The following is a 12,000-nucleotide window of genomic DNA, read 5'->3' on the forward strand; positions in this document are numbered from 1 at the left end:
GGTAGTGCAGCAATCGGGAGAGTTCATAGGCCAGAGCACTATCTCGCGCACAGGCGCCTCACGGCTACGTGCGGGCTTGTGGATGTCAGGCACTGTCTCGATCAGGCATAACCCTGTCGTGAAGGCCCTGGCAGAGCGGTTGAACAGCCGGCACAAAGCCTACAAACAGATCGTTTGCGCGGCGATGCGCAAGCTGCTGCACCTGGTTTACGGGGTGGTGAAGTCGGGGATACCGTTTGACCCCAAAATCGCTCTTGCAGGGTGAGGGTCAAGACGGTATCTACATTTGTTGCAACGTGCCATGGCCTGATAGGCCATAGTTGTCAGCCTTGTTGGCTCGACGAGATATTTCGGCTGGTACTGCTGCCGCCTCACCTGTCTTCAGTCATGCGCCAAGGCGAACAACCATGGCCTGACTGGAACGGCACGTTGCAACAAATGTAGGAGCGGCTTTAGCCGCGATGCGCCGCGCGGGCGGCGCTCGATTTCATCAGCGCCGAAGATCTCAAATCTTGAGCTAAAGTGGCGCGCCCCCAAAAAAAAGCCCAGGGTCCTCACCAGCCCCGGGCCTTTCTTCAGCCGCTAGCCACTATCAGTGGAACTGCTCTTCCTCGGTCGAACCGGTCAGGGCAGTCACCGACGAAGCGCCACCCTGGATCACGGTGGTCATGTCATCGAAGTAACCCGTGCCCACTTCCTGCTGGTGCGCCACGAAGGTGTAGCCTTTGCTGGCGTCAGCGAATTCCTGCTCTTGCAGCTTCACGTAGGCGGTCATGTCGTTGCGGGCGTAATCGTGCGCCAGGTTGAACATGCCGTGCCACATGTTGTGGATGCCCGCCAGGGTGATGAACTGGTGCTTGTAGCCCATGGCCGACAGTTCGCGCTGGAACTTGGCGATGGTCGCGTCGTCCAGGTTCTTCTTCCAGTTGAAGGAAGGCGAGCAGTTGTACGACAGGATCTGGTCCGGGTATTCCTTCTTGATCGCTTCGGCGAAGCGGCGCGCTTCGTCCAGGTCCGGCTTGGCGGTTTCGCACCAGATCAGGTCGGCGTACGGTGCGTAGGCCAGGCCACGGGAAATCGCCTGGTCAAGGCCAGCGCGCACTTTATAGAAGCCTTCACGGGTGCGCTCGCCAATCACGAACGGCTGGTCGTACGGGTCGCAGTCGCTGGTCAGCAGGTCGGCGGCGTTGGCGTCGGTACGGGCCAGGATGATGGTCGGCACGCCCGACACGTCAGCTGCCAGGCGTGCGGCAACCAGCTTCTGTACCGCTTCCTGGGTCGGTACCAGTACCTTGCCACCCATGTGGCCGCATTTTTTCACCGAGGCCAGCTGGTCCTCGAAGTGCACCCCGGCGGCGCCCGCTTCGATCATGTTCTTCATCAGTTCGTAGGCGTTCAGTACGCCCCCGAAGCCGGCTTCGGCGTCAGCCACGATGGGGGCGAAGTAGTCGATGTAGCCTTCGTCGCCTGGGTTCTTGCCGGCTTTCCACTGGATCTGGTCGGCGCGGCGGAACGAGTTGTTGATGCGCTTGACCACGGTCGGTACCGAGTCGACCGGGTACAGCGACTGGTCAGGATACATGGACTCGGCCGAGTTGTTGTCGGCGGCAACCTGCCAGCCGGACAGGTAGATGGCCTGGATACCGGCTTTTACCTGCTGCACTGCCTGGCCGCCGGTCAGGGCACCCATGCAGTTGACGAAATCTTTTTCGGGGCGGAAGGAGGGGTGGGCACCTTGGGTGACCAGCTTCCACAGTTTTTCTGCGCCCTGGCGGGCCAGGGTGTGCTCCGGCTGCAGGGAGCCACGCAGGCGAACGACATCAGCGGCGGTGTAGGTACGGGTCACGCCTTTCCAGCGCGGGTTTTCGGCCCAGTCTTTCTCGAGGGCTGCAATTTGCTGTTCGCGTGTCAGTGCCATGGAAATAAACCTCGTCGCATCGATCTTGGGGTAATTGTGCTGATGCTCGGGTACGAATCAGGGACCTGGCGGCTGTCCTGTCCGGGGGAAGGCGGCGGCGAACGCGAAGGCTCGAAGGGGGAAGGAGGTACAGGCCTGGCGCAGGAGTGCTCCGGCAGGTCGGCTCGTGGTTGCCTTGCTGCGGTGCTACGCGATTGCCAGAACTGCGGTGATGCGCTTCCGTCCCTCGGGACAACTTCTTCGTTGCAGTCGCAATCCCGTCGAACCGCCTTGTGGGCCGTATAGACACGAGGCGCCTCCAGGGGTGGGAGGAGCACGCCTCGAAGGCCCTTGCCAGGGCCCCTGATTAGCGGGAGCGAGGCCATCATGCCCTTGGTAAAAAGTGCCTGTCAAATGTTTTGTAGTGCTTTTTTTGGCTTACTACATCTTTGGTCTAATGCGACTCGGCGGTCAGTTTCAAGGCCTTGGGTCGAGGCCTTGAATTGCCTGGGATCAGTCGACAAGATCGACTTTGACACGCAATGTCATGTTTTCACCCCGTTGCGTGCTGTAGGTGTGGCTTGACGCGCTGCGGTCGGCTTGGCTCTGCTGGTTGAACCCTGCCAGGGTGATCCACTCGCCGAGCTTGCCGGTGATGGTCGTGTCGGTACTTTGCACTTTCACTACATCAGCACGTTCCTGGCTCATTCGGTCGTTATTGGTGCTTATTTGCAGACGAACCGTTTCGCCGCTAAGGCTTGGAGTTACGTAGAAACCCTGGGTCACATTGCGGTATTCGGTGTTGCTCTGGATGCGCCCATAACCATCGGTGCTACTGCTGGTGACCGGGATGCTCTGGCCAACCTGGATCAGCGCCGGCTGGCCCTCGCTGGCCTGAACCTGCTGCAGGCCGCCGTCACGGTTGCTGGTGCCGTAATGGATGACACGCGCGTTGCCGCGGTTGTCCTGGTAATTGCTGTCGTTGTTGTCGACGCTGATCAGCAGGCGCTTGGGGGCGGTGTCCAGTTGCTGCAGCAGGGCGCGAAGGTCGTCGATGCGCTCGGGGCTGGCATTGACGATCAGTTTGTTCTCGAAAGCGTTGACGCTGCCGTCCTTGCCGATGAAGGATTGCGCGGCAGGCAGCAGTTCGACGCTGCTGCGGTGCTGCAGGGGCAGCACTTCGGTAGCCGCCTGGGCGGCCAGGCTTGCAGCCAGCAGCAGTGAGGCGCAAAGGGGGCGTAGCGGCATGTCCATGATCTCCGCAGGTAGAATTTGCCATGATGTCAAAAGGGTTCAGCTTGCACTGGATGCACATCAAGGGCAGCTTTTTTATCCTGGCATTATCCGGCTAGCGACAAATTATAGTCAGCATGATGGTTGCGGATAATCGCAGGCCCGTTCCCGCAGCGCCGCGCACTCGATGGTGCTCGACATAGCCACGGGTGATTACCTCAAGCGGTGGCTGCTGTCAGACAAATTCCGTAACATCGCGCCCCTCGATTGTTGCCGTCCCTGTAGGATCTTGATGAAACCCGCTCGCCTTCGCGCCGACCTGCTTGCCGGCCTGACCACGTCCTTCGCCCTGGTGCCCGAGTGCATCGCCTTCGCCCTCGTGGCCCACCTCAACCCGCTGATGGGCCTGTATGGCGCCTTCATCATTTGTACCCTGACCGCGCTGTTCGGCGGCCGCCCGGGCATGATTTCCGGTGCCGCCGGTTCGATGGCCGTGGTGATCGTCGCGCTGGTGGTGCAGCACGGTGCGCAATACCTGCTGGCCACGGTGCTGCTGGGTGGCGGGGTGATGATCCTGTTCGGGCTGCTGCGCCTGGGCAAGCTGGTACGCCTGGTGCCTTACCCGGTGATGCTTGGCTTCGTCAACGGCCTGGCGATCGTCATCGCCCTAGCCCAGCTGGAGCACTTCAAACAGGGCGAGCACTGGCTCAGCGGCTCGCCGCTTTACCTCATGATCGGCCTGGTGGCACTGACCATGCTGGTGGTCTACGTGCTGCCGAAGCTGACCCGCGCCGTACCGCCTGCGCTGGTGGCGATCCTTGGCGTTGGCTTGCTGGTATACCTGCTCGACCTGCCGACCCGCACCCTCGGCGACATGGCGCACATCGCCGGTGGCCTGCCGGCGCTGGCCCTGCCGGATGTGCCTTGGGACCTGGAAACCCTGAAAATCGTCGCCCCCTATGCGCTGCTGATGGCCATGGTCGGGTTGCTGGAAACCCTGCTGACGCTCAACCTCACCGACGAAATCACCGAGAGCCGCGGTTACCCGGACCGTGAGTGCGTGGCCCTGGGCGCGGCCAATATGGTCTCGGGCCTGTGCGGCGGCATGGGTGGGTGCGCGATGATCGGCCAGACCGTGATCAACCTCAGTTCCAACGGTCGAGGCCGGCTCTCGGGTGTGGTGGCGGGGGTGATGATCCTGTTGTTCGTGCTGTTCCTGTCGCCGCTGATCGAGCGTATACCACTGGCGGCGTTGGTCGGGGTGATGTTCGTGGTCGCCCAACAGACGTTTGCCTGGGCGTCCCTGCGGGTGCTGCACAAGGTGCCTGCGAGCGATGTACTGGCGATCATTGCGGTCACGCTGGTTACGGTGTTTACCGACCTGGCCACGGCTGTGCTGTTCGGCATCGTCATCGCGGCGGTGAACTTTGCCTGGCAGCACGCGCGCGAGCTGTATGCCGACAGCCACGAGGATGGCGAAGGGGTCAAGCATTACCAGGTGCATGGCACGTTGTTCTTTGCGTCGGTCACACCGTTTCTCAACCAGTTCGATGCGGCAGGCGACCCGGCCAAGGTGACGCTGGACTGCAGGCACTTGAGCTTTGTCGATTACTCGGCAATTGCGGCTCTCAAGACCTTGCGCGAGCGCTATGCCAAGGCCGGCAAGCAGTTGCGGGTGGTGCACCTTTCCGAGCGCTGCAAGAAGCTGTTGAAGCGGGCGGGCGAGCAGCACTGATTTTTTTGTGGTCTGCAATGGCCCTATCGCCGGCAAGCCGGCTCTTACAGGTACAGCGCATGTTTCGAGGCATGCGCGTTAGCTGTGGGAGCCGGCTTGCCGGCGATCGAGGGCGCAGCCCTCGCTTGATCACTCCCCGCGGTTTTTCTTCACGATCCCATCGGCAATGCTCGCCGGCGCCTCGGCGTACCGGGTAAATTCCATGGTGTAGCTGGCGCGGCCCTGGGTCATGGAGCGCATTGAGGTGGCATAGCCGAACATCTCCCCCAGCGGCACTTCGGCGCGGATCACCTTGCCGGCAGGCGTCTCGTCACCATCCTGGATCATCCCGCGGCGGCGGCTCAGGTCGCCCATGATGTCGCCCTGGTACTCCTCGGGCGTGACCACCTCGACTTTCATCACCGGTTCCAGCAGCACGGCCCCCCCTTTCTGCGACAGCTGTTTGGTGGCCATTGAAGCGGCGATCTTGTAGGCCATTTCGTTGGAATCGACATCGTGGTAGGAGCCGTCGAACACCGCGGCCTTCAGGCTAATCAACGGGTAGCCGGCGAGCACGCCGTTTTTCATCTGCTCCTCGATGCCTTTCTGGATTGCCGGGATGTACTCGCGCGGCACCACGCCGCCGACAATTTCGTTGATGAACTCCAGGCCTTCCTTGCCCTCATCGCCAGGTGCGAAGCGGATCCAGCAGTGGCCGTACTGGCCGCGCCCGCCGGATTGGCGAACGAAACGGCCTTCGATTTCGCAGGTGTTGCGGATTTTTTCGCGGTAGGCCACCTGCGGCTTGCCAATGTTGGCCTCGACGTTGAATTCACGGCGCATGCGGTCGACGATGATGTCCAGGTGCAGCTCGCCCATGCCGGAGATGATGGTCTGGCCGGTTTCCTCGTCGGTGCGCACGCGGAACGATGGGTCTTCCTGGGCCAGCTTGCCCAGGGCGATGCCCATTTTCTCCTGGTCGGCTTTGGTTTTCGGCTCGACGGCTACGGAGATCACCGGGTCGGGGAAGTCCATGCGCTCGAGGATGATCGGCTTGTCGATGTCGCACAACGTGTCGCCGGTGGTGACATCCTTCATGCCGATCAGTGCGGCGATGTCGCCGGCGCACACGTCCTTGATCTCAGCGCGCTGGTTGGCGTGCATCTGCACCATGCGGCCGATGCGTTCCTTCTTGCCCTTGACCGAGTTGAGCACGGCATTGCCGGAACTGAGCACGCCGGAGTACACCCGGGCAAAGGTCAGGGTGCCGACGAACGGGTCGGTGGCAATCTTGAAAGCCAGGGCCGAGAAGGGCTCTTTGTCGTCGGCGTGGCGCTCCAGGTGCTTTTCTTCGTCGTCCGGGTGGGTGCCCTTGATAGCCGGGATTTCCGACGGCGCGGGCAGGTAGTCAATGACCGCGTCGAGCATCAGCGGTACGCCCTTGTTCTTGAACGACGAGCCGAGGATGGTCGGCACTATCTCGTTGGCGATGGTGCGCTGGCGCAGGGCGGCCTTGATTTCGTCGATGCTCAGCTCCTCGCCATCGAGAAACTTCATGGTCAGCTCATCATTGGCCTCGGCTGCAGCTTCGATCATGTGCGCGCGCCATTCATCGGCCAGCGCCTGGAGTTCGGCGGGGATCTCTTCTTCACGGTAACTGGTGCCGTTGTCGGCATCGTTCCAGTAGATGGCCTTCATCTTCACCAGGTCGATCTGGCCAATGAAGTTTTCTTCGCTGCCGATGGCCAGCTGGATGGGTACCGGGTGGTGCCCCAGGCGCTTGTCGATCTGTTTGACCACGCGCAGGAAATCGGCGCCCTGGCGGTCCATCTTGTTGATGTAGGCCAGGCGCGGCACGTGGTATTTGTTGGCCTGGCGCCACACCGTCTCAGATTGCGGCTCGACCCCGTCGGCGCCGCTGAACACCACCACCGCGCCATCGAGCACGCGCAAGGAGCGCTCCACCTCGATGGTGAAGTCGACGTGGCCGGGGGTGTCGATGATGTTGAAGCGGTACTTGTCGGCAAATTGCTTGGTGGAGCCTTGCCAGAAGGCCGTGGTCGCCGCCGAGGTGATGGTGATGCCGCGCTCCTGCTCCTGGGCCATCCAGTCCATGGTCGCGGCACCGTCGTGCACTTCGCCCATTTTGTGGTTGACGCCGGTATAGAACAGGATGCGCTCGGTGGTCGTGGTCTTGCCGGCGTCCACGTGGGCGACGATACCAATATTGCGGTACAGCTCGATGGGCGTTGTGCGGGCCATGACGGACTACCTGCGGCTGTGCGGATTCTCCCACGGTAGCAGAGCGGGAGAATCCTGCTTTACCGCCGAGCCGTCAGTCGGCCTGGGCTTGCAGCAACCACTGGTCGTCCACTTCGCGGGCCAGGCCGCTGGCCGGCAGCAGGGCCAGCAGGCGCTCGTGAAGGGTGGCATCGGTGAAGGTCTTGAGTGTGCTCAGGTCCAGCGCACCCATCAGGTTCAGGTCGGCTTTGGTGTAGGACAACCAGGCCTTTTTCAGCACCTGGGCGACATCGCTGCCGGCAGTGCTGGCGAAGCGGCGGTGCCATTGGCGCCCTTCGAACGTGAAGTTGTGCGCATGACTATAGGCACTCTGGTCGCTGCCTTCGGTGCAGCGGTGGCAACGGCACGGGCCTTCGCCGAAGGCATTGCGCAGGTAGCTGTTGAAGTCCACGACGGGCTTGAGGGTCAGGCGTTTATCGACCTCGAACAGGTCGGCGATCAGGGGTTCTTCGGCGCTCACTCGGTGTCCTCGTGTGGTGTGGCGTGCATCGGCGGGCACCCTAACAGATCGGGGCGGGGGAGGCCATGTGTTGTGGCGTGCCGCCCATAAGGCCAATAGAGACAAGTGCTGGCCGCTGCCGTACTCTACGCGCCCGCAGAACAAACCCTTCAACACCGAGGTAACCCGCTTGAGCAACAAGTACCCGTACACCGCCACCGTGACCATCAGCGCCGAAGACCGAGGCGGTGACACCGAGGCCTCGGAAAACCCCAAGATGCGCGTGGGCCTGGAAGCGGTGACCGAAACCCTGAAGAAGGTGCATTTCGTCGGTACGCTCGCGGCCCCCGAGAAATCGGCCACGCACATTTGCGTGACCCTGGAGAACGGCCTGACCTACTACGGCCCGATCGTCAACGGCCACGCCGAACTCGAAGGCGGCTGGATCGCCTTCGAGTCGGACATGCTCACCCCTGAAGAACTGGGCCTGTAAGCCTCAGTTCAACTCGGCCAGGCACTGCTCGAAGATATCCAACCCTTCTTCGAGCACCTCGGCCTCGATGGTCAGCGGTGCGAGCAGGCGGATGATGTGCCGCGCCTTGCCGCTGGGCATCAACAGCAAACCTTTGCCCCGCGCCGCGTCCATGACCTTGGCCAGGCGAGCTGGCGCCGGGCTGCCATCGGCATTGACGAACTCGACCCCGCGCATGGCACCCACGCCGGTCAGGCGGCCGATGAACGGGTATTGGCCTTGCCAGCGTTCAACACGGCTGATGATCGCCTGCTCCTGGCGTTCGCCCCAGGTGGCGACGTTTTCATCGGTCATCTGCGCCAGGCTCGCCAACGCTGCTGCACAGGCGATCGGGTTGCCCGAATAGGTGCCACCCAGGCCGCCCTTGGGCAGCGCCGCCATCAGTGCCTTGCGCCCGACCACTGCACCCAGCGGCATGCCGCCGGCAATGCTTTTTGCCAGCAGCAGCAGGTCCGGCTCGATGCCCAGCCGTGGGAAGGCGAAACGCTGGCCTGTGCGGCCGAAGCCGGACTGGATTTCATCAATGATGATCAGGATCCCACGCTCGTCACAGAAGCGGCGCAGGGCCTGGGCGAAGGCTGGGTCGAGGGCGAGGAAGCCGCCTTCGCCCTGCACGGGTTCCAAAATGAACGCCGCCACGTCCTCGACTGCCAGCTCGACGCTGAACAGGCGGTCCATGGCCTTGAGCGCCTGTTCGCAGGTCACGCCGGTATCGGCGCTGGGGTAGGGCAGGTGGTACACAGGCCCCGGCAGTTCACCCACCCGTTGCTTGTACGGGGCGACCTTGCCGTTCAGGTTCAGGGTTGCCAGGGTGCGGCCATGAAAGCCACCGTCGAAGGCGATGATCGCCCGTTTGCCGGTGGCGCCGCGGGCAACTTTCAGCGCGTTTTCCGCCGCTTCCGCACCGCTGTTGGTGAGCATGCCGGCCAGCGGGTAGCTGACCGGGACGAACTCGCTCAAGCGTTCCATCAGTTCCAGGTACGGGCCATGGGGCGCGGCGTTGAACGCGTAGTGGGTCAGGCGGGTGGCTTGAGCCTGGATCGCCTCGACCACGGCCGGGTTGCAGTGGCCCAGGTTGAGCACACCGATACCGCCGACAAAGTCAATATAACGTTTGCCATCGGTATCCCAAACTTCGGCATTACGGCCATGGGAAAGTGTTATCGGGTGAACGATGGCAATGGATTGGCTGATACTTTCCAGATTCATGGGCACGCGGACCTTGTTCGAGTTTTTTAATATCGAAGCGCGCCGACATGTTATTCCGCAAACGAATTATTCGATTGCGATCATTCCCACGATTCGTGAACTTGGTCAAATTCCCTCCGCCACCCGCTCGCGGATCCACTGCACGAAGGCCCTGACCTTCGGCACTTCGGCCGCGTGCTCGGCATGGGCGATGAAGTGCCGCCCGTTGCTAGCCACCGGGTGGTCCCAGGCCACCACCAGCTTGCCTTCGCTCAACTCCTCGGCCACCAGGTAGCGCGGAATCAAGGCGATACCGCAACCGGCGATGGCTGCGCGAATACACAGGTAAAACGTGTCGAACCGCGGGCCGTGGTAGCTGTTCTGGCTGTGCAGCCCCAGGCCCAGAAACCATTCGTGCCAGGCCTCCGGCCGCGACGCGCACTGCAGCAGGCGGTGCTCGGTAAGCGCCCCGGCACTGCCGAAGCTGTGCTTGGCCAGCAGCTGCGGGGCGCACACCGGCACCACCTCCTCACTGAACAGCTCGATGCAGGTTGCCCCAGGCCAGGTGCCTTGCCCGAAAAAGAAAGCGATGTCGGCCTTGGCCTGCACCAGGTCGAAGGGCTCCAGCTCGTTGCGGATGTCCAGGTGAATGCGCGGGTAGCGGTCGCCAAAGCCCTTGAGCCTGGGTACCAGCCAGCGGGCACCAAAGGTCGGCTGAGTGGCAATGCGCAGCACTTCGGTCTCGTCGCCGTAGCTGAGGATGTAGCGGCTGGAGATGTCGATCTGGGTGAGGATCTTGTTTACCTCGGTGAGGTACAGCGCGCCGGCCGGGGTCAGGTGCAGGCGCCGGCGAATGCGCTGGAACAGCGAGTGCGAGAGCATTTCCTCAAGTTGCGCGACCTGCTTGCTGACGGCGCTCTGGGTCAGGTGCAGCTCTTGGGCGGCCCGGGTGAAGCTCAGGTGCCGGGCGGCGGCTTCGAAGCACTGCAGGGCGGTGGTCGAGGGCATCAGGCGTTTGGACATGGCAGGCGCGTACCGAGCAAAAAAGGAAGAAGTTCATTCCATATCGGAATCATGTGCTTCGAAAAGGTCGTTTGTTGACCTCGCCCTATAGATTAATACTGACCTGAGTCAACGATTACAACCGGTACTGCGAAGAGGAGGCAAGTGCACCGCCGGCGACTTCACAACAAGAAAAAAGAGCACTACGACCTACAAGAATTCTGCTCCAACTTTCAGCCGTCCGCGCGGCGGCCGACCCATTCGAGGGTTCTCCATGGCTTCGCTAGAAAACAACAAACAGCGTTCCCTGCAGCACGGCCTGACGTCCCGTCAGGTGTCCATGATCTCCATCGCCGGCATCATCGGCGCCGGCCTGTTCATCGGTTCCTCCAACGCCATTGCCACGGCCGGCCCGGCCATTCTCATCTCCTATGCCATGACCGGCCTGCTGGTGCTGCTGGTGATGCGCATGCTCGGCGAAATGGCCATCGCCAACCCCAACAGCGGTTCGTTCTCGACTTACGCCTCCGAGGCCATCGGCCCTTGGGCCGGCTTCACCATCGGCTGGCTGTACTGGTGGTTCTGGGTGCTGATCATTCCGGTCGAAGCCATTGCCGGTGCCGACATCCTGCACGCGTATTTCCCGGGCGTACCGTCCTGGCTGTTCGCCTTCCTGATCATGCTGTTGCTGTCGTGCACCAACCTGATCAGCGTGAAGAACTTCGGTGCGTTCGAGTACTGGTTTGCCCTGGTCAAGGTCATCGCGATCGTCGCCTTCATCGCGGTCTGCAGCCTGGCCGTGTTCGGCTTCTGGCCGCTGGCCGAGGTTTCCGGGGTCAGCCGGCTGTGGAATAACGGCGGCTTCATGCCCAATGGTTTCGGCACGGTGCTGGGCGGTGTGCTGATCACCATTTTCTCGTTCTTCGGCGCCGAAATCGTCACCATCGCCGCTGATGAGACGGCCAACCCGAAAGACAAGATCCGCCGTGCTACCAACCTGGTGGTGTACCGCATTGCGATCTTCTACCTGGCGTCGATCTTCCTGGTGGTATCGCTGGTAGCCTGGAACGACCCAGGGCTGAAGGCGGTGGGTTCGTTCCAGCGTGTGCTGGAGGTGCTCAACGTGCCCGGCGCCAAGCTGCTGGTCGACCTGGTGGTGCTGGTAGCGGTCACCAGTTGCATGAACTCCGGCCTCTATACCGCCTCGCGCATGCTGTATTCGCTGGGCGCGCGTGGCCAGGCGCTGAGCATGACCAAACGCATTTCCGGCGCCGGTGTGCCCACCGTGGCAGTCATTCTCTCGACCCTGGCAGGCTTTGCGGGTTGCTTCGTCAACTACGTGTTCCCCGGCAAGGTGTTCGGCTTCCTGCTGTCGACCACTGGCGCAATCGCCTTGCTGGTGTACCTGGTGATCGCGGTATCGCAGCTGCGCATGCGTGCCCGTGCCGATCGCGAAGGGCGGCCGCTGGAGCTGAAGATGTGGCTGTTCCCCTGGCTGACCTGGCTGGTGATCGGCACCATCGTGATGGTTCTGGGCTATATGCTGTTCAGCGATGCCTACCGTTATGAAACGCTGATGACGGCCGGCGTGACCTTGTTCATCCTGCTGGTTTCGTTCACCCAGCGGCGCGGCAGGGTGGTTGCGCAGACGGCGTGAACCACGAGGGGCGCCTGGCGCCCCTTTGTCATTGGCG

The 12,000-nt window shown here is 62.1% G+C and carries 10 protein-coding genes; 4 read left to right on the forward strand and 6 right to left on the reverse strand.

Annotated elements, in window-relative coordinates; all coding sequences use genetic code 11:
* Window positions 1-265 (forward strand): transposase (locus ABEH27_RS07035; protein WP_346612864.1); only part of this gene is annotated, 265 nt, incomplete at its 5' end.
* A 327-nt stretch (window positions 266-592) separates the two neighbouring features.
* Here the strand turns inward: ABEH27_RS07035 and aceA are convergent.
* Together aceA and ABEH27_RS07045 are read right to left on the reverse strand one after the other, a co-directional pair.
* Complete coding sequence (gene aceA, locus ABEH27_RS07040; RefSeq protein ID WP_012273289.1) at window positions 593-1,918, reverse strand: isocitrate lyase; 1,326 nt, start codon at window positions 1,916-1,918, stop codon at window positions 593-595.
* A 492-nt stretch (window positions 1,919-2,410) separates the two neighbouring features.
* Window positions 2,411-3,145: a secretin N-terminal domain-containing protein gene (locus ABEH27_RS07045; RefSeq protein WP_346612865.1), complete on the reverse strand. Its 735-nt coding sequence runs from the start codon at window positions 3,143-3,145 to the stop codon at window positions 2,411-2,413.
* Between the two features lie 277 nt (window positions 3,146-3,422).
* Between ABEH27_RS07045 and ABEH27_RS07050 the strand changes: the two genes are divergently transcribed.
* Window positions 3,423-4,865 (forward strand): SulP family inorganic anion transporter, encoded by a 1,443-nt coding sequence (locus ABEH27_RS07050; RefSeq protein WP_346612866.1) that lies wholly within the window; start codon window positions 3,423-3,425, stop codon window positions 4,863-4,865.
* 129 nt (window positions 4,866-4,994) lie between these two features.
* Here the strand turns inward: ABEH27_RS07050 and fusA are convergent, their stop codons facing one another.
* Window positions 4,995-7,106 carry an elongation factor G gene (fusA, locus tag ABEH27_RS07055; protein WP_346612867.1) on the reverse strand — a complete coding sequence of 704 codons (2,112 nt, stop codon included), beginning with the start codon at window positions 7,104-7,106 and terminating at the stop codon, window positions 4,995-4,997.
* Window positions 7,107-7,179: 73 nt separating this feature from the next.
* Window positions 7,180-7,605, reverse strand: coding sequence for a hypothetical protein (locus tag ABEH27_RS07060; protein ID WP_346612868.1), 426 nt, complete (start codon window positions 7,603-7,605; stop codon window positions 7,180-7,182).
* A 169-nt stretch (window positions 7,606-7,774) separates the two neighbouring features.
* Between ABEH27_RS07060 and ABEH27_RS07065 the strand changes: the two genes are divergently transcribed.
* Window positions 7,775-8,077 carry a hypothetical protein gene (locus tag ABEH27_RS07065; RefSeq protein ID WP_346613193.1) on the forward strand — a complete coding sequence of 101 codons (303 nt, stop codon included), beginning with the start codon at window positions 7,775-7,777 and terminating at the stop codon, window positions 8,075-8,077.
* Window positions 8,078-8,080: 3 nt separating this feature from the next.
* Here ABEH27_RS07065 and ABEH27_RS07070 read toward each other — a convergent pair whose 3' ends face one another.
* Complete coding sequence (locus tag ABEH27_RS07070) at window positions 8,081-9,325, reverse strand: aspartate aminotransferase family protein (protein WP_346612869.1); 1,245 nt, start codon at window positions 9,323-9,325, stop codon at window positions 8,081-8,083.
* Window positions 9,326-9,430: 105 nt separating this feature from the next.
* The gene (locus tag ABEH27_RS07075; RefSeq protein ID WP_346612870.1) at window positions 9,431-10,327 is read right to left on the reverse strand and encodes a LysR substrate-binding domain-containing protein; all 897 of its coding nucleotides are present in this window, start codon (window positions 10,325-10,327) and stop codon (window positions 9,431-9,433) included.
* 253 nt (window positions 10,328-10,580) lie between these two features.
* Between ABEH27_RS07075 and ABEH27_RS07080 the strand changes: the two genes are divergently transcribed.
* The gene (locus ABEH27_RS07080) at window positions 10,581-11,963 is read left to right on the forward strand and encodes an amino acid permease (RefSeq protein ID WP_346612871.1); all 1,383 of its coding nucleotides are present in this window, start codon (window positions 10,581-10,583) and stop codon (window positions 11,961-11,963) included.
* The last annotated feature ends 37 nt before the right edge of the window (window positions 11,964-12,000 follow it).

The organism is Pseudomonas sp. P39-UII1 (assembly GCF_039672635.1).
Classification (GTDB): domain Bacteria; phylum Pseudomonadota; class Gammaproteobacteria; order Pseudomonadales; family Pseudomonadaceae; genus Aquipseudomonas.

Bases quoted from the DNA above. Each gene is read 5' to 3' on its own strand.
- aceA (WP_012273289.1), bottom strand. From the start codon at position 1,918: ATGGCACTGACACGCGAACAGCAAATTGCAGCCCTCGAGAAAGACTGG.
- ABEH27_RS07045 (WP_346612865.1), bottom strand. From the start codon at position 3,145: ATGCCGCTACGCCCCCTTTGCGCCTCACTGCTGCTGGCTGCAAGCCTG.
- ABEH27_RS07050 (WP_346612866.1), top strand. From the start codon at position 3,423: ATGAAACCCGCTCGCCTTCGCGCCGACCTGCTTGCCGGCCTGACCACG.
- fusA (WP_346612867.1), bottom strand. From the start codon at position 7,106: ATGGCCCGCACAACGCCCATCGAGCTGTACCGCAATATTGGTATCGTC.
- ABEH27_RS07070 (WP_346612869.1), bottom strand. From the start codon at position 9,325: ATGAATCTGGAAAGTATCAGCCAATCCATTGCCATCGTTCACCCGATA.
- ABEH27_RS07075 (WP_346612870.1), bottom strand. From the start codon at position 10,327: ATGTCCAAACGCCTGATGCCCTCGACCACCGCCCTGCAGTGCTTCGAA.
- ABEH27_RS07080 (WP_346612871.1), top strand. From the start codon at position 10,581: ATGGCTTCGCTAGAAAACAACAAACAGCGTTCCCTGCAGCACGGCCTG.